The sequence below is a fragment of the Pseudomonas mandelii genome (assembly GCF_900106065.1).
Taxonomy (GTDB): domain Bacteria; phylum Pseudomonadota; class Gammaproteobacteria; order Pseudomonadales; family Pseudomonadaceae; genus Aquipseudomonas; species Aquipseudomonas mandelii.
In genome coordinates, this window is record NZ_LT629796.1 from 2,395,127 (window position 1) to 2,411,598 (window position 16,472).

Sequence of the window (16,472 nt, forward strand, 5' to 3'; positions counted from 1 at the left end):
GCCCCCAAATTTCCGGTCCACTGCCAGTTCCCGCTGGCGGCGGATTTGTTGCGTCACTGCATTGTCATCTTTCTGTCATACAGGATCGCTAGGGTGTGCGCATGAATGATCTGGCCAATTCCACCATGACTACTAATCCCCCCAAGCGAATTGATTTCAATACGCCTGAGCTGCAACGCAAGCGCCGCATCCGCGCGCTCAAAGATCGCCTGACCCGCTGGTACGTCCTCGTGGGCGGCCTTGCCGTTCTCGGCGCGATCACGCTGATCTTTTTCTTCCTCGCCTACGTCGTCGCGCCGCTGTTCCAGGGTGCCGACCTGACTGCCAAGGACGCCATCACGCCTGCCTGGATGCAAGACGCCGGCAAGCCGCTGATGATCTCCCTGGAAGAACAGAATCAGGTCGCCATGCGGGTTTCCGACAAAGGGCAGGCGCTGTTCTTCGATATCGACAGTGGCGCCGAACTCAAGCGCGTCGATCTGCCGATCCCGGCCGGCACCACCGTGACTTCCATCGGCGAAGACCAACCGGGCCATCCCTTGGTGGCTGTAGGTTTGTCCAATGGCCAGGCGCTGGTGTTCCGCCACACGTATAAGGTCAGCTACCCGGACGGCAAGAAAACCATCTCGCCAGCCGTCGAATACCCGTACGGCGAAACTCCGATTGCGCTGAACGAGGCGGGCGGTGCGCTTGAGCACGTCAGCCTCAACGCCACCGACACCACTCTGATGCTGGTTGGCTCCACCGGTTCGCAACTCAATGTGCTCTCGCTGACCAGCGAAGAAAACATGATGACCGGCGAAGTCACCAACGAGCAGAAGCGTATCGAGCTGCCGCAGATGACCGAGCCGGTGAAGAACATCTTTGTCGACCCGCGTCAGCAATGGCTGTACGTGATCAACGGTCGCGCCCAGGCCGACGTGTTCAGCCTGCGCGACAAGAGCCTCAACGGTCGCTACAAATTGCTGGAAAACGGTGACGCCGAAATCACTGCCAGTACTCAACTGGTGGGCGGTATCTCGCTGATCCTCGGCGACTCCAAAGGCGGCCTCGCCCAGTGGTTCATGGCCCGTGACCCGGATGGCGAGTTGCGCCTGAAGCAGATCCGCACTTTCCAGATGGGCACTACGCCGATCGTTGAAATCACCGCTGAAGAACGTCGCAAAGGCTTCGTGGCCCTCGACGCCTCCGGCAAGCTTGGCGTGTTCCACAGCACCGCCCACCGCACCTTGCTGGTGGACCAGGTGGTCGACGGCCAAGGTGTCTTCGGCCTGTCGCCACGGGCCAACCGTGTGATCGTCGAAGCGGGCGGCAAGATTCAGCCGCTGCTGCTCGACAACCCGCACCCGGAAGTGTCGTGGAGCGCGTTGTGGAGCAAGGTCTGGTACGAGAACTACGACGAGCCTAAATACGTCTGGCAATCGACCGCCGCCAACACCGACTTCGAACCCAAGCTCAGCCTGTCGCCGCTGACCTTCGGCACCCTGAAAGCCGCGTTCTACGCCATGCTGCTGGCCGCTCCTCTGGCCGTCGCTGCCGCGATCTACACCGCGTATTTCATGGCCCCGGGCATGCGCCGCAAGGTCAAGCCGGTGATCGAGCTGATGGAAGCGATGCCGACGGTGATCCTCGGCTTCTTCGCCGGCCTGTTCCTCGCGCCTTATGTGGAAGGGCATTTGCCGGGCATCTTCAGCCTGCTGATGCTCCTGCCGATCGGCATCCTGGTCGCCGGTTTCGTCTTCAGCCGCCTGCCTGAGTCCATCCGCCTGAAAGTGCCGGACGGCTGGGAAAGCGCGATCCTGATCCCGGTGATTCTGTTTGTGGGCTGGTTGTCGCTGTACATGAGCCCGTACATGGAAACCTGGTTCTTCGGCGGCGACATGCGCATGTGGATCTCCCACGACCTGGGCATTACCTACGACCAGCGCAACGCTCTGGTAGTCGGTCTGGCCATGGGCTTCGCGGTGATCCCGAACATTTACTCCATCGCCGAAGACGCCGTGTTCAGCGTGCCCCGCGGCCTGACCCTCGGTTCCCTGGCCCTCGGTGCGACGCCATGGCAGACCATGACCCGTGTGGTGATCCTCACCGCCAGCCCGGGCATCTTCTCGGCACTGATGATCGGCATGGGCCGTGCGGTCGGTGAAACCATGATCGTGCTGATGGCCACCGGTAACACCCCGGTCATGGAAATGAACCTGTTCGAAGGTCTGCGAACGCTGGCCGCCAACGTCGCGGTGGAAATGCCCGAGTCGGAAGTCGGCGGCAGCCACTATCGCGTGCTGTTCCTCTCGGCACTGGTGCTGCTGTTGTTCACCTTCGTCATGAACACCCTCGCGGAACTGATTCGTCAGCGTCTGCGCAAGAAATACTCGTCGCTTTAAGAAAGGTAGAAGTCTGTGAAACAGAACTCCCTGAAAGGATGGTTCAAGAGCGGCGCCCCAGGCGTCTGGATCAGCGGTGGCGCGGTGTCCATCGCGGTCATCATGACCATTGGCTTGCTGGCGGTGATTGCCGTGCGCGGTCTGGGCCACTTCTGGCCGGCAGACCTGGTGCACGCCAGTTATGACGTGCCGGGCCAGGCCAACCACCTCGTCATCGGCGAAGTGGTGCAGAAAGAAGAAGTGCCGCGCGAGCGCTTGAAAAGCGCTGGTCTGCCGGTGCCCGATCAGGGCCCGGAGTTCATGACCCGTGAGCTGATCAAGGTCGGCAACCGCGACCTGAACGGCAACGACTTCACCTGGATCGTCGGCGAGTGGCTGACCAACCAGAAGACGCCGCCGGAGCTGATGGCCGTCGAGCGTCGCGAGTGGGGCAACTTCTACGGCTACCTGGTCAACGTCAAGCAGGACGGCAAAGTCATTGCTGAGGGCGAAGCCGCATGGCCCGAGTTGCAGGCCCGTGTCGATCGCGTGAACAAGCTTGCAGCACAGCTCAAGACCCTGGAAAAAGTCGACATTGGCGCGATCAACGCCGGTCTGGAACGTGTGCGTCTGCACGGTCGCAAACTGGAACTGGCCGGCCAGCTCGACGCCGCCGCGCAAGCGGACATGGAATCCGAGCGCGCTGAGCTCAATGCTCGTTATCAGGACATCGAAGCCCGCCTGAATGACCTGCACGCCCAGTTCAACCGCGACAGCCTGACCGCCCGCGATGCCAACGGCAAAGAGATCGAGATCGGCATCGGCAAAGTGGTCCGCGCCTATCAGCCGAACGCCATGGGCACCTTCACCAAGATCGGCTTCTACGTCAGCAAGGTCTGGGAATTCCTCAGCGATGACCCGCGTGAAGCGAACACTGAGGGCGGGATCTTCCCGGCCATTTTCGGCACCGTCATGATGACCTTGATCATGGCGATGATCGTGACGCCGTTCGGCGTGTTGGCGGCGGTTTACCTGCGTGAATACGCCAAGCAGAACGCGTTGACCCGGATTATCCGCATCGCGGTGAACAACCTGGCGGGCGTTCCGGCGATTGTCTACGGCGTGTTCGGCCTGGGCTTCTTCGTCTACGTACTTGGCGGTTCGGTTGACCGGTTGTTCTTCCCGGAAGCGTTGCCGGCGCCGACCTTCGGTACACCGGGTTTGCTTTGGGCGTCCCTGACCCTGGCGCTGCTGGCGGTGCCGGTGGTGATCGTGGCCACGGAAGAAGGCCTGGCGCGGATTCCTCGCACCGTGCGTGAGGGCTCGTTGGCCCTCGGCGCGACCAAGGCTGAAACCTTGTGGAAGATCGTGCTGCCAATGGCCAGCCCGGCAATGATGACCGGCATGATCCTCGCCGTGGCGCGCGCCGCGGGTGAAGTGGCGCCGCTGATGCTGGTGGGTGTGGTGAAACTGGCACCGTCGCTGCCACTGGACGGCAACTACCCGTACCTCCACCTGGACCAGAAGATCATGCACTTGGGCTTCCATATCTATGACGTCGGCTTCCAAAGCCCGAACGTTGAGGCCGCGCGGCCGCTGGTGTACGCCACGGCGCTGCTGCTGGTGCTGGTGATCGCCACATTGAACCTGTCGGCCGTTTATATCCGTAACCATCTGCGCGAAAAATACAAAGCTCTAGACAGCTAAAGCCATTAGCCACAAGCGGCAAGCTATAAGCCGCTTTTGCTCAAAACTTGCAGCTTGCAGCTAGAAGCTTGCAGCTACGAACGGAGTGAGACCCCATGCAGCACGAAGCACATACCCACGGCATCAACATGTCTGCCCTGGGCCGCGACAAACAGAGCTTGAGCCTTGAACAGGAAACCGTGGCCATCGAAGTGCCGGGCCTGAACCTGTTCTACGGCGACAAACAAGCGCTGTACGACGTCAGCCTGAACATTCCGAAACAGCGTGTGACCGCCTTCATCGGCCCCTCCGGCTGCGGCAAGTCCACGCTACTGCGTACCTTCAACCGCATGAACGACCTGGTCGACGGTTGCCGCGTAGAAGGTGAAATCAACCTGTACGGCCACAACATCTACCGTAAGGGCGAAGACGTGGCCGAACTGCGTCGTCGCGTCGGCATGGTGTTCCAGAAGCCGAACCCGTTCCCGAAAACCATCTACGAAAACGTGGTGTACGGCCTGCGCATCCAAGGCATCAACAAAAAGCGCGTTCTCGACGAAGCGGTCGAGTGGGCGTTGAAAGGCGCGGCGCTGTGGGACGAAGTCAAAGACCGTCTGCATGAATCGGCACTCGGCCTGTCCGGTGGTCAGCAGCAACGTCTGGTCATCGCGCGCACCATCGCTGTAGAGCCGGAAGTGCTGCTGCTCGACGAACCATGCTCGGCACTCGACCCGATCTCCACGCTGAAAGTCGAAGAACTGATCTACGAATTGAAATCGAAATTCACCATTGTCATCGTGACCCACAACATGCAACAGGCCGCGCGGGTTTCCGACTACACGGCGTTCATGTACATGGGCAAACTGGTGGAATTCGGCGACACCGATACGCTGTTCACCAATCCGGCGAAGAAGCAGACCGAAGACTACATCACTGGTCGCTACGGCTAGCCGTACAGCTGCAAGCCGCAAGTTTCAAGCGGCAAGTAGGAAGCGGTGCGATATCAGGACTTATACATAACTGCTTGAAGCTTGCAGCTTGAAGCTGGCAACTTTCGCGGAGCGAACCGAATGATTAGTAAAGAAGGCCTTACCCATCACATCTCCGCGCAGTTCAACGCTGAGCTGGAGGAAGTTCGCAGCCACCTCCTGGCCATGGGCGGTCTGGTGGAAAAGCAGGTCAATGACGCGGTGACCGCGCTGATCGAGGCCGACTCCGGCCTGGCCCAGCAGGTTCGCGAGATCGACGACCAGATCAACCAGATGGAACGCAACATCGACGAAGAATGCCTGCGCATTCTGGCCCGTCGTCAGCCGGCCGCATCCGACTTGCGTCTGATCATCAGCATCTCCAAATCGGTGATCGACCTGGAGCGCATCGGTGACGAAGCGACCAAGATCGCCCGCCGCGCCATTCAGTTGTGCGAAGAAGGCGAGGCCCCGCGCGGCTACGTCGAGGTTCGCCACATCGGCGACCAGGTGCGCAACATGGTGCGTGACGCGCTGGACGCCTTTGCCCGCTTCGACGCCGACCTGGCGTTGTCGGTGGCCCAGTACGACAAGATCATCGACCGCGAATACAAGACCGCACTGCGTGAGCTGGCGACCTACATGATGGAAGACCCGCGCTCTATCTCGCGGGTCTTGAGCATTATCTGGGTGCTGCGTTCGCTGGAGCGGATCGGTGACCACGCGCGCAATATCTCGGAACTGGTGATTTACCTGGTGCGCGGTACGGACGTGCGTCACCTGGGCCTCAAGCGCATGAAAGAAGAAGTTGAAGGCACAAGTGGCGAAACCGCTAATGTTCCGGGCAAAGCTGACGATAAGTAAGACTGCCCAAGAAAAACGCCCGGTCCTTTGGCCGGGCGTTTTTGTGTGTGGCTTTCGACTTCAAAAGCAGCACCCGCGAACGAAAAGTCCCGGCGTGACTGAAGGTTTTTGGCAATGTGCCATCAGCAAAACGGTATGCTTGCCGGGATTTTTTCGAGGGGTGATGGATGAGCAAGATCAGTGTGTTGGTGGTGGACGATGCAGCGTTCATTCGTGACCTGGTAAAGAAGTGCCTGCGTAACTACTTCCCGGGTATCCGGACCGAAGATGCCATCAACGGCAAAAAAGCTCAGGCCATGCTGGCCAAGGAAGCGTTCGACCTGGTGCTGTGCGACTGGGAAATGCCGGAAATGTCTGGCCTGGAACTGCTGACCTGGTGCCGCGAGCAGGACAATCTCAAGACCATGCCCTTCGTGATGGTGACCAGCCGTGGCGATAAAGAGAACGTGGTCCAGGCGATTCAGGCCGGCGTTTCCGGCTACGTCAGCAAGCCCTTCACCAACGAACAACTGCTGACCAAGGTCAAGCAAGCGCTGAACAAGGTCGGCAAGCTCGACGCCTTGATGAACGGTGCGCCGACCAAAATGAACTCGGCTTTCGGCAACGATTCCCTGAGCGCATTGACCGGCGGCAAGGCGGCCGTGGTCGCACCTGCAGCGACGCCGGTCAACCCGTTCGCCAAACCTGCTGCCGCCGCGCCGACCCCTGCCCCGGCTGCGTCTCGCGGTTTGCTCAATAGCCCGCCGGTCAAGGCACCGGGCGCTGCTTCCGCTCCCGCCAGCGGTCGGGGTCAAGGCCAGCTGCGTTTGCCAAGCGGCATTCAGCAGTGCGTGATCAAAGCCTTGAGCATCAAGGAAGCGCTGCTGGTGGTAAAGCGCACCGACACGCTGCCGCAAGTCCTCGACAGCGCCGTGCTGGACCTGGAGCAGGGCGACAACGCTGAAGTCGCCCGCCTCAATGGCTACTTGCACGCCATTGTCGCGTTTGAGCCGAAACCTGACAGCGACTGGCTGCAACTGACCTTCCGCTTTGTGGATCAGGATGCGCAGAAGCTCGACTACATCTCCCGATTGATCGCACGTGGCACGGCGCAGAAGCATTTCGTCCCAGGCGCGTAATCTTCATCGCCTGAGAGTCCGTCTTCGCGGGCAAGCCTCGCTCCTACAGATCACACCGACCTGTAGGAGCGAGGCTTGCCCGCGAAGGGGCCATCAAACTCACCGCACATCCCCTTTGCTGCCCATTTTGAAACATCTGCCGACTACCCGGGTCCATTGCAGCTGCTAGGCTCCTTCCCAGGCCTTACTCGACAGACTCTTGCCCATGCTCGCGCGCCTGCTGTTTTTCTGTGGTCTTTTCATGGCCTCCACCTCGGCTGTGGCCATGACGATCTACAAGTCCAAAGACGCCAATGGCGTGGTCTCCTACAGCGACCGCCCCACGACAGGCTCCCAGGTGTTCGTTTTTCGTGATCGCATGGTCGAGCACCTTGAGCGCCAGGTGTACCTGGAGATCAAGAAGCAGAAGGGCGTGGACAACGTGTACGTGCGCAACGACCTGTATGCGCCGGTCGAGATCGAGCTGAGTTTTGCCGGGTTGAGCAATGTCAGCGGCGCGCCGAGCCGACCGATCCGCCGGGTGATGCCGGCCCGCAGCAACATCCGTCTGGCGCTGCTCACGGCGACGAAGGCCGGAAGGCCGCTGACGTACACCCCAAGGTTCGAATACTCCCTGGGCGACCCTTCAGGGGCTGCCATGGCCTATCGGTATCCGCTGCCCTGGCGTGGTGGGCCGTTTCGCTTGAGTCAGGGTGCCAACGGCCAATACAGCCATTTCGGCGCCAAAAACCGTTACGCCATGGACATCGCCATGCCCGAAGGCACGCCGATCATTGCGGCGCGGGGCGGGGTGGTGGTGAAAACCGAAAATGCCCAGACCGGACGTGGCACCGATCCTTCAGGCAATTTCGTGCGGGTGCTGCACGATGACGGGACGATGGGCGTGTACCTGCACCTCAAGCAAGGTTCGGTGGGCGTTCGCGAGGGGCAACGGGTAGCGGTGGGGAGTGCGCTGGCCCTGTCGGGCAACACCGGCAACAGCAGCGGGCCGCATTTGCACTTCGTGGTGCAGCGCAATACGGGGCTTGGGTTGGTGTCGATTCCGTATCAGTTCAATCAGCCAGTGGGCGCGTTGCCCAACTTTGCGTTGGGCAAGCAATAGCCGGATCAGCACGATTACTGTGGCGAGGGAGCTTGCTCCCGCTGGGCTGCGAAGCGGCCCCAACGCCTGCAACCGCACACCGCATTCATCGGTTTACGACTGCTACGCCCTGGCGCGGATCGGCCGGCGCGAGCAAGCTCTCTAGCCACAAGAGCTCGCTCGCCGCCCGTGTCGCGCTTAATCGAGCATCAACACCTTGGCCAGAATGATCTTCGGCCCTTTCATCTTCTTGATGATGATCCGCAAGCCTTCGACTTCCAGCACTTCTTCCTCTTCCGGCACCCGTTTCAGGGTTTCATAGATCAGCCCGGCGAGGGTTTCGGCTTCGATGTGGTCCAGGTCGATGCCCAGCAGGCGTTCGACCTTGAACAACGGCGTATCGCCGCGTACCAGCAGCTTGCCCGGCTGGTACGCGAGAATGCCGCGCTCAGCCTTGCGGTGTTCGTCCTGAATGTCGCCGACCAGCACCTCAAGCACGTCTTCCATGGTCAGGTAGCCGATGATGTTGCCATCGGCTTCTTCGACCAGGGCGAAGTGCGAGCCACCCTTGCGGAACTGCTCCAGCAACTGCGACAGCGGCATGTGCCGCGACACGCGTTCCAGCGGCCGGGTCAGTTCGGCGAGGTTGAATGACTCGGGAATGTGGTCCAGAGCCGCCAGTTCCAGCAGCAGATCCTTGATGTGCAGCAAGCCGACGAACTCTTGGCGATCGCTGTCGTACACCGGATAGCGGCTGAACTTGTGGCGACGGAACATCGCCAGGATTTCCTTGAGCGGCGCGTTGAACTCCAGCGTCACCAGGTCTTCACGGGAGTTAGCCCAGTCGACCACCTCCAGCTCGCCCATTTCCACGGCGGAAGCCAACACACGCATGCCTTGGTCGCTCGGGTCCTGGCCACGGCTGGAGTGCAGGATCAGTTTCAGTTCTTCACGGCTGTAATGGTGTTCGTGATGCGGGCCGGGTTCACCCTGGCCGGCGATCCGCAGGATGGTGTTGGCGCTGGCGTTGAGCAGGTAGATCGCCGGGTACATGGCCCAGTAGAACAGGTACAGCGGCACTGCGGTCCAGAGCGACAGCAACTCGGGTTTGCGAATGGCCCAGGATTTCGGGGCCAGCTCACCGACCACAATGTGCAGGTACGAGATGACGAAGAACGCAGCGAAGAACGATACGCCTTTGACCACTTCGGGCGACTGCACGCCGGCGGCTTCAAGCAGCGGCTCCAGAATGTGTGCGAACGCCGGTTCACCGACCCAGCCCAGGCCCAGGGAGGCGAGGGTGATACCCAATTGGCACGCTGAGAGGTACGCATCGAGCTGACTGTGAACGGTGCGCAGGATGTGTCCGCGCCAGCCGTTTTTCTCAGCGATGGCCTCGACCCGGGTCGAGCGCAATTTGACCATGGCGAATTCCGCCGCAACGAAAAAGCCGTTGAGCAAAACCAGGATCAGAGCAAAAAGAATCATGCCGAAATCGGCGAAGAGTGTCGCGAGGGTCAAGCCTGGGGAAGGGTCCATGATGGAGTTTTGCGGGTTCCGTGTATTCGAATAGGGGGTCAATGCGGTGCCTGAAGGGCAGGCACAAGTCAGCCAATGTAGCGGCTGACCGGGCGATTGCCTAGTGGCGAGTGCTGGCCGGTATCAGTCGGCGGTGCTGATGACCCGGGTTTTTGTGACCTGAGCGGGCGCGAAATGGCAGGTAAAGGTGCTGCCGTGGCCCGGCACGCTGCTGATTTCCATCCGTGCGCGGTGGCGCAGCAGCACGTGTTTGACGATTGCCAGGCCGAGGCCGGTGCCGCCGGTGTTGGAATTGCGGCTGGAGTCGACGCGGTAGAAACGTTCAGTCAGGCGCGGCAGGTGTTTGCTGTCGATGCCGATCCCGGAATCCTGCACGCTCAGGTGCGCGCCTTGCTCATCGCCCCACCAGCGAATGCGGATATTGCCTTCGGCCGGCGTGTATTTCACTGCGTTGAACACCAGGTTGGAAAACGCGCTGCGCAACTCGGCTTCGCTGCCCTTGAGCAGGATCGTTGGATCAGCTTCCAGGGTGATGCGCTGGTTTTTCTGGCCGGACAACTGCTGGGCGTCACTCGTGATCGATTGCAGCAAGCCGTCGATGGCCACGGGCTGGTTGTCCGAGGGGTAATCGGTGGCTTCCAGTTTGGCCAGCAACAACAAGTCGTTGAGCAAGGTCTGCATGCGCCCGCCTTGCTGCTGCATTTGCTGCAAGGCACGGGTCCAGCGCGGGTTCACTTCCTCGGCGTTATCCAGCAAGGTTTCCAGGTAACCGCAGATGACCGTCAACGGTGTGCGCAGTTCATGGGAGACGTTGGCGATGAAGTCTTTGCGCATCTGTTCCAGCTGATGGATACGCGTCACGTCGCGCACCAGCATCAGGTGTTCGTTGTTGCCGTAGCGGGTGATGTACAGCTGAATGCGCAGGCGATCGTTGATCGGCGAAGGGATTTCCAGCGGTTCGGCGTAGCTGTCCTGCTCGAAATATTCCTTGAAGCGCGGATGGCGCACCAGGTTGGTGACCGGTTGGCCGCTGTCTTGCGGCGTCTTCAGGCCAAGCAGTGTTTCGGCGGCGCGGTTCCACCACTCAAGGTTGCCCTCGCTGTCGAGCATGATGACGGCGTCTTTCAGCGCGGCAGTGGATTCCTGGACCCGATCGATCACCGCTTGCAGGCGTCCGCGCACGCGTTGGTCGCGACGTTGCAAGTGGTAGATGCTGTCGAACACTTCGCCCCACAGGCCATAGCCGTCGGGTGGTGCCTCGTCGGGTTTGTGCAGCCGCAGCCATTCGTGCAGCCGCAGCAATTGCTTGAGGGTCCAGGCCAGGTAAAGGCCCAGGCCCGCGGCGAGGCTCCAGCCGTAGTAGCCGGTAATCAGGCCGATCACCAGACACCCGGTCACCAGCAACAGCATGTGGCGGATCAGGGTGCCATGCCAGTTTTGGTTCAATTGAACACGCGTCCTTGTCAGCTTGTCGGGCGGGAAAGCTCTTGGTCAGGCTTTGGTAGAAAAGCGGTAACCGGTGCCACGCACGGTTTGTACCAGATTCTCATAGGCATCACCGAGGGCTTTGCGCAGACGGCGGATGTGCACGTCGACGGTGCGCTCTTCGACATACACGTTGCCGCCCCAGACCTGATCCAGCAACTGGCCACGGGTGTAGGCCCGTTCCTGGTGAGTCATGAAAAACTGCAGCAGACGATATTCGGTCGGGCCCATCTCGGCGGGTTTGCCGTCGATGGTCACACGGTGGCTGATCGGGTCCAGCAGCAGGCCGCCGACTTCGATCGGTGTCTCGCCATCGGTAGGACCGGCACGGCGCAGCACGGCTTTGAGGCGCGCCACCAGTTCACGGGGGGAAAACGGTTTGGTGATGTAATCATCAGCGCCGACTTCCAGCCCCTGGATCTTGTTGTCCTCTTCGCCCTTGGCGGTGAGCATGATGATCGGGATGTCCCCGGTCAGCTCATCGCGCTTGAGACGGCGAGCCAGCTCGATACCGGACGTGCCGGGCAGCATCCAGTCGAGCAGGATCAGGTCCGGTTTGCGGTCGACGATGATGGCATGGGCCTGTTGGGAGTTCTCGGCCTCCAGGCAGTCATAGCCGGCCATTTCCAACGCAACGGCGATCATTTCGCGAATGGGCGCTTCGTCGTCGACGATCAGAATGCTCCTGCCAACCATGCCTTAATCCTCTTGTCATTTAACTGTCTTGCGCCGCATTAGATAACGGAATTATTGCAGTCGTGTGACAGCAATTTAGCAGGTCGGCGGTGGTCATGATCCTGAACTAAGCTCTAAGTCCGAATCCTGACAACCACAAAAGGAAGGTTTCCATGAATCACATTGCTCAATCCTGGAAGGCATTTTTAGTGACTGCAGCTCTAACGCTGCCGACCATGGCCTTCGCCGCCGACCCGGCGATGATGAAGGACGGGATGATGGTCGACCACAAGGGCATGACCTTGTACACGTTTGACAAGGACAGCGGCGGCAAGTCGATGTGTAATGACGATTGCGCCAAAAACTGGCCACCCATGATGGCACCGGCGGGTGCCACGGCCGCTGGCAAGTGGAGCGTCATCAAGCGCGATGACGGCACGAGCCAATATGCCTACGACGGTAAACCTCTTTACACCTTCGTGAAGGACAAAAAACCCGGCGACATGGTGGGCGACAAAATGAAAGACGTCTGGCACGTTGTTCACGAGTCGCAAAAATAGACGACTCAACGCCTGTAGCCGTTGCCGACACATAGCGTCGGCAACGGCTTGGGCGGTCAGCGAGTGGCGTAATCCAGCACAATCCCGACAAAAATCGCCAACCCGGCCCAGTGGTTGTGCAAAAACGCCTTGAAGCAACGCATCCGGTCCTTGCCGCGGGTGTACCAGAATTCCCACGCGAAACAGCCCGCCGCCGCCAGCAATCCCAAGTGGAACCAGCCCCCGAGCTCGAATTTCGATCCTGCCAGCAACAGACACCCCAGCGCCAAGCCTTGCAACGTCAAAATGATCACCCGATCCGCATCGCCGAACAGAATGGCGGTGGATTTCACGCCAATCTTCAAGTCGTCGTCGCGGTCGGTCATCGCGTAGTAAGTGTCGTAGCCCACGGTCCACAGCAGGTTGGCGATCCACAGCAACCATGCCGCTGCCGGCAGCTCGCCGGTTTCGGCGGTGAACGCCATCGGCATGCCCCAAGAGAACGCCGCGCCCAGTACCACTTGCGGGTAATAGGTGTAGCGCTTCATGAACGGGTAGCTGAAGGCCAGCGCCAAACCGCCGAACGACAACCAGACCGTGGCCGCATTGGTGCACAGCACCAGCAGGAAACTCACGCCCATCAGCACCGCGAAGAACACCAGGGCTTCTTTGGAGCTGATCTTGCCGCTGACCAAAGGGCGCTGCTCGGTGCGCTTCACGTGGCCGTCGACCTTGCGATCCGCCCAGTCGTTGATCACGCAACCGCCCGCACGGGTCAGGACCACGCCGAGGACGAAAATCACAATGTTGGCCAGGGAGGGCGAGCCTTTGCCGGCAATCCACAGCGCCCACAGGGTCGGCCACAGCAGCAGATAGATGCCGATCGGCTTGTCCATGCGCGTCAGCTGAATGAAGTCCCAGGCCCGAGGGTTCAAGCGGTTCAGGGACTTGAGCAGGCTCTGGTACATCAGCAGTTCTCCGGGTGGGCGCGGGCGGCGAGCCACAAGGTCGGCAGGAAGATTTCAGCCACCAGCACGCTCAAGGCGCCACGGTCGAACCGCGAACGACGGCCCCACAGTTCGGGGGCCCGGGACGCCAGCGGCAGCCATTCCTGAGGATAGTGACAAACCTCGATGGCGCGACGCTGGAACGCCTGATCGCAAAACAGCAACTCACCCAACGAGCGGCTACCCAGTTCATCCATGTGCAAGCCGTCGCCCTGCAAGGCGCTGCGCGCCGCCACGCTACGGGCAAACACCCAGGCTTCGCCGTGCCCCCGCAAATACACCTCGCGCACCCAGCCTTCACTGCCTTCCTCCAACTCCAGCGCAGCACATTCGTCGGCGCGCAGCGTTTGCCAGCCTTCAAACAACGGCGTGACGCTGAAGCCGTCATTCGACAAGCGGATCAGGCGTCGGGTCAGGGAGCCTTCGTCGAACAGCCAGTCGAGGGTAGACGTGTCGGGGAGGGGCGTCAGTTGGCTTTGAGGGAGCCACAGCGGGGTAGCGGAGGGGAGTTTTGAGTGCGGCACAGTGAGTCATTATTGGCAGCAAATGAGGCGGCGAGCTTACCATGTCAGCCAGCGATTTTGATTGATCGGGGCCGCCGTTGCGCGGAACGCGCTTGCATCTGCCGGGCCCGATCAGTACAAAACGCCCCTGAGCCGGACGGCAGCGCTCCAACCATCGACCGTTCGCGCCGGCAATAAGCCTGAATCCTGAGGAAGTACCTGAATGAAAAAGTGGCAATGTGTGGTCTGCGGCCTGATTTATAACGAGGCCGAGGGCTGGCCGGACGACGGCATTGCGGCGGGCACGCTGTGGCAGGACGTGCCGGAAGATTGGCTGTGCCCGGACTGCGGCGTCGGCAAGATGGATTTCGAAATGATCGAAATCAACTAACAAAACACCAGAGGAGTAAGGAATGAACGCACCTGTCGTGATCGTCGGCACCGGGCTGGCTGGTTACAACCTGGCCCGGGAGTTTCGCAAACTCGATAGCGAAACCCCGTTGCTGCTGATTACCGCCGATGACGGACGCTCCTACTCCAAACCGATGCTCTCCACCGGTTTTGGCAAAAACAAAGACGCTGACGGCCTGAGCATGGCCGAGCCGGGTGCCATGGCCGAGCAATTGAGGGCCGAAGTGCGCACCCACACGCGCATCAGCGGCATCGATCCGGGCCACAAGCGCCTGTGGATCGGTGAGGAAGCGGTCATTTATCGCGACTTGATCCTGGCCTGGGGCGCGGAAACCGTGCGGGTGCCCATCGAAGGCGATGCGGCGGATGTGGTGTTCCCGATCAACGACCTGGAAGATTACGCCCGCTTTCGCGCCGCAGCGGCAGGCAAACACCGGGTGTTGCTGCTAGGCGTCGGCCTGATCGGTTGCGAGTTTGCCAATGACCTGATCCTCGGCGGCTACGAGGTGCAACTGGTTGCACCGTGCGAGCAAGTCATGCCGACCCTACTGCACCCGGCGGCGGCTGCTGCGGTGCAGGCCGGGCTGGAAAGCCTGGGGGCGCGTTTCCACCTGGGTCCGGTGCTCAACCGCTTGCAGCGCGTCGCAGACGGCGTGGAAGCGCATCTGTCCGATGGTCAGGTGATTGCTTGCGACGTGGTGGTCTCGGCCATCGGCCTGCGTCCGCGTATCGATCTGGCGGCTGCGGCCGGTGTGCAGGTCAATCGCGGCGTGATGGTCGATCGACACCTGAAAACCTCCCACGCCAATATCTACGCGCTGGGCGACTGCGCCGAGGTCGATGGGCTGAATCTGTTGTACGTCATGCCCCTGATGAGCTGTGCGAGAGCGCTGGCGCAAACCCTCGCCGGCAACCCCACCGCCGTGAGTTATGGCCCGATGCCAATCACCGTGAAAACCCCGGTCTGTCCGTTGGTGGTTTCGCCACCACCACGGGGTGCCGAGGGTGTCTGGACCGTTGAAGGGCAGGGCGCGGACATCAAAGCTTTATGCCGCGATGCCAGCGGGAAACTGCTCGGTTATGCCCTGACAGGCGCGGCGGTGATGGAAAAACTGGCCCTGAACAAAGAGCTTCCGGCACTGCTGGCGTAAATACCGGTCGTTCTGTCGGAATCACCCCGCTTTTGCCCCTACAAAGGTCGCGCCGAGACTGGCGCGGCTCTTCCGTGCGTGCCATTCTCACTCCCGTCTGCCGCAGAGTAGAGCACCTGCGGCGCTTTGGGCGCTGTTCCAACGAGAACAGCACGGACATAACAACAAAAAACCGTCAAAGGGGCTTCACTAATGCGTAAACCAGAACTCGCCGCTGCAATCGCTGAAAAAGCAGATCTCACCAAAGAGCAGGCCAACCGCGTTCTCAACGCCGTTCTCGAAGAAATCACCGGCGCTCTGCACCGCAAAGACAGCGTCACGCTGGTGGGCTTCGGTACCTTCCTGCAACGCCACCGCGGTGCCCGCACCGGCAAAAACCCGCAAACCGGTGAACCTGTCAAAATCAAGGCCAGCAATACTGTCGCGTTCAAGCCAGGCAAATCGTTGAAAGACAGCGTTAATCCGTAATTGCGGCGAACTCCCTGAATAATGGGGAGAACCGTATTGAAAAATGGGCATACCGATTAATTCGGATGCCCATTTTTTATAGGTGCTGTTCCAATGTGTATATATGCCGGGATGGACTGATTAATACACTCTGGAAAACTAATGCTCACTTGCTCGCTGTTTCAAGTCCTTCACTGATATCTCCCGATATATTAAGTGCCATCATGGCGATGGCACTTTCCTGCGTCTCCGTTGTCGCGCCTCATTCTTTTCCATGATGACCACAACCTTTCGGACGATTCCTACATTCATTGTCTTTTATTGTTGGCATGCTCTACGGCTATGAGGGGAAAATGTTGCCAACAAATCGGCGCATCCCTCTCGGGGCGCTCTGGCTCAGTGCTTTCAGGGGTTGCCGTAAGAGCGTGAATATTAAATCGGCATCGGGGAATCCCCTGTCTCATATAGGGAAACCTCTTACACGCAATAAAGCGCACTTCGTCTTGTTGTTTAATCAGATGCTTGCTAGTGGCCATCATCGTGAGTACGATGCGCGCACTTGAAAGAGCACGAACTCAATTGGATGAGACTCATCGCAGCTCTTTGATACTGTCCCGCGCCGCTGCAACTGCAAT

Annotated in this window: 15 protein-coding genes; 10 read left to right on the top strand and 5 right to left on the bottom strand. The window is 60.1% G+C overall.

The window, feature by feature from the left end:
- The first annotated feature begins 350 nt into the window (after window positions 1–350).
- From BLU63_RS10780 to BLU63_RS10805, 6 genes are all read left to right on the top strand, one after another.
- Window positions 351–2,384 carry an ABC transporter permease subunit gene (locus tag BLU63_RS10780; protein WP_169857242.1) on the top strand — a complete coding sequence of 678 codons (2,034 nt, stop codon included), beginning with the start codon at window positions 351–353 and terminating at the stop codon, window positions 2,382–2,384.
- Between the two features lie 15 nt (window positions 2,385–2,399).
- A complete protein-coding gene (gene pstA / locus BLU63_RS10785; protein WP_010465316.1) occupies window positions 2,400–4,070 on the top strand; it encodes a phosphate ABC transporter permease PstA in 1,671 nt (556 codons plus the stop codon).
- A 95-nt stretch (window positions 4,071–4,165) separates the two neighbouring features.
- On the top strand, window positions 4,166–4,999 hold the full coding sequence (gene pstB / locus BLU63_RS10790; protein ID WP_010465315.1) for a phosphate ABC transporter ATP-binding protein PstB: 834 nt from the start codon (window positions 4,166–4,168) through the stop codon (window positions 4,997–4,999).
- A gap of 120 nt (window positions 5,000–5,119) precedes the next feature.
- Window positions 5,120–5,881, top strand: coding sequence for a phosphate signaling complex protein PhoU (gene phoU / locus BLU63_RS10795; protein WP_008150055.1), 762 nt, complete (start codon window positions 5,120–5,122; stop codon window positions 5,879–5,881).
- A 167-nt stretch (window positions 5,882–6,048) separates the two neighbouring features.
- Complete coding sequence (locus tag BLU63_RS10800; protein WP_083375443.1) at window positions 6,049–6,999, top strand: response regulator; 951 nt, start codon at window positions 6,049–6,051, stop codon at window positions 6,997–6,999.
- A gap of 205 nt (window positions 7,000–7,204) precedes the next feature.
- Window positions 7,205–8,101, top strand: coding sequence for a peptidoglycan DD-metalloendopeptidase family protein (locus BLU63_RS10805; protein ID WP_083375444.1), 897 nt, complete (start codon window positions 7,205–7,207; stop codon window positions 8,099–8,101).
- A gap of 177 nt (window positions 8,102–8,278) precedes the next feature.
- On the opposite strand, the gene BLU63_RS10810 is transcribed toward BLU63_RS10805, so the two are convergent.
- From BLU63_RS10810 to phoB, 3 genes are all read right to left on the bottom strand, one after another.
- Window positions 8,279–9,619, bottom strand: coding sequence for a hemolysin family protein (locus BLU63_RS10810; protein ID WP_083375445.1), 1,341 nt, complete (start codon window positions 9,617–9,619; stop codon window positions 8,279–8,281).
- Window positions 9,620–9,742: 123 nt separating this feature from the next.
- Window positions 9,743–11,029 carry a phosphate regulon sensor histidine kinase PhoR gene (gene phoR / locus BLU63_RS10815; RefSeq protein ID WP_231990966.1) on the bottom strand — a complete coding sequence of 429 codons (1,287 nt, stop codon included), beginning with the start codon at window positions 11,027–11,029 and terminating at the stop codon, window positions 9,743–9,745.
- 81 nt (window positions 11,030–11,110) lie between these two features.
- Window positions 11,111–11,800 (bottom strand): phosphate regulon transcriptional regulator PhoB, encoded by a 690-nt coding sequence (gene phoB / locus BLU63_RS10820; RefSeq protein ID WP_008150066.1) that lies wholly within the window; start codon window positions 11,798–11,800, stop codon window positions 11,111–11,113.
- A 152-nt stretch (window positions 11,801–11,952) separates the two neighbouring features.
- Here phoB and BLU63_RS10825 point away from each other — a divergent pair, with 152 nt between their 5' ends.
- On the top strand, window positions 11,953–12,339 hold the full coding sequence (locus BLU63_RS10825) for a COG4315 family predicted lipoprotein (protein ID WP_010465305.1): 387 nt from the start codon (window positions 11,953–11,955) through the stop codon (window positions 12,337–12,339).
- A 56-nt stretch (window positions 12,340–12,395) separates the two neighbouring features.
- Here BLU63_RS10825 and ubiA read toward each other — a convergent pair whose 3' ends face one another.
- A complete protein-coding gene (gene ubiA, locus BLU63_RS10830) occupies window positions 12,396–13,286 on the bottom strand; it encodes a 4-hydroxybenzoate octaprenyltransferase (protein ID WP_010465303.1) in 891 nt (296 codons plus the stop codon).
- Window positions 13,286–13,849 (bottom strand): chorismate--pyruvate lyase family protein, encoded by a 564-nt coding sequence (locus BLU63_RS10835; protein ID WP_083375446.1) that lies wholly within the window; start codon window positions 13,847–13,849, stop codon window positions 13,286–13,288. Before BLU63_RS10835 ends, ubiA begins: the two co-directional genes overlap by 1 nt.
- Before the next feature lie 202 nt (window positions 13,850–14,051).
- Between BLU63_RS10835 and BLU63_RS10840 the strand changes: the two genes are divergently transcribed.
- The 3 genes from BLU63_RS10840 (at window position 14,052) to BLU63_RS10850 (ending at window position 15,858) form a co-directional block, all read left to right on the top strand.
- A complete protein-coding gene (locus BLU63_RS10840; protein WP_010465298.1) occupies window positions 14,052–14,219 on the top strand; it encodes a rubredoxin in 168 nt (55 codons plus the stop codon).
- Between the two features lie 22 nt (window positions 14,220–14,241).
- Window positions 14,242–15,390 carry an NAD(P)/FAD-dependent oxidoreductase gene (locus BLU63_RS10845; RefSeq protein ID WP_083375447.1) on the top strand — a complete coding sequence of 383 codons (1,149 nt, stop codon included), beginning with the start codon at window positions 14,242–14,244 and terminating at the stop codon, window positions 15,388–15,390.
- A gap of 192 nt (window positions 15,391–15,582) precedes the next feature.
- The gene (locus BLU63_RS10850) at window positions 15,583–15,858 is read left to right on the top strand and encodes an HU family DNA-binding protein (RefSeq protein ID WP_003213368.1); all 276 of its coding nucleotides are present in this window, start codon (window positions 15,583–15,585) and stop codon (window positions 15,856–15,858) included.
- Window positions 15,859–16,472 lie beyond the last annotated feature (614 nt).

Coding starts and splice junctions, on each gene's coding strand:
- BLU63_RS10780 (WP_169857242.1), top strand. CDS start 351: ATGCAAGACGCCGGCAAGCCGCTGATGATCTCCCTGGAAGAACAGAAT.
- BLU63_RS10805 (WP_083375444.1), top strand. CDS start 7,205: ATGCTCGCGCGCCTGCTGTTTTTCTGTGGTCTTTTCATGGCCTCCACC.
- BLU63_RS10840 (WP_010465298.1), top strand. CDS start 14,052: ATGAAAAAGTGGCAATGTGTGGTCTGCGGCCTGATTTATAACGAGGCC.
- BLU63_RS10850 (WP_003213368.1), top strand. CDS start 15,583: ATGCGTAAACCAGAACTCGCCGCTGCAATCGCTGAAAAAGCAGATCTC.
- phoB (WP_008150066.1), bottom strand. CDS start 11,800: ATGGTTGGCAGGAGCATTCTGATCGTCGACGACGAAGCGCCCATTCGC.
- ubiA (WP_010465303.1), bottom strand. CDS start 13,286: ATGTACCAGAGCCTGCTCAAGTCCCTGAACCGCTTGAACCCTCGGGCC.
- phoR (WP_231990966.1), bottom strand. CDS start 11,029: ATGCTGTTGCTGGTGACCGGGTGTCTGGTGATCGGCCTGATTACCGGC.
- pstB (WP_010465315.1), top strand. CDS start 4,166: ATGCAGCACGAAGCACATACCCACGGCATCAACATGTCTGCCCTGGGC.
- BLU63_RS10810 (WP_083375445.1), bottom strand. CDS start 9,619: ATGGACCCTTCCCCAGGCTTGACCCTCGCGACACTCTTCGCCGATTTC.
- BLU63_RS10825 (WP_010465305.1), top strand. CDS start 11,953: ATGAATCACATTGCTCAATCCTGGAAGGCATTTTTAGTGACTGCAGCT.
- BLU63_RS10800 (WP_083375443.1), top strand. CDS start 6,049: ATGAGCAAGATCAGTGTGTTGGTGGTGGACGATGCAGCGTTCATTCGT.
- phoU (WP_008150055.1), top strand. CDS start 5,120: ATGATTAGTAAAGAAGGCCTTACCCATCACATCTCCGCGCAGTTCAAC.
- BLU63_RS10845 (WP_083375447.1), top strand. CDS start 14,242: ATGAACGCACCTGTCGTGATCGTCGGCACCGGGCTGGCTGGTTACAAC.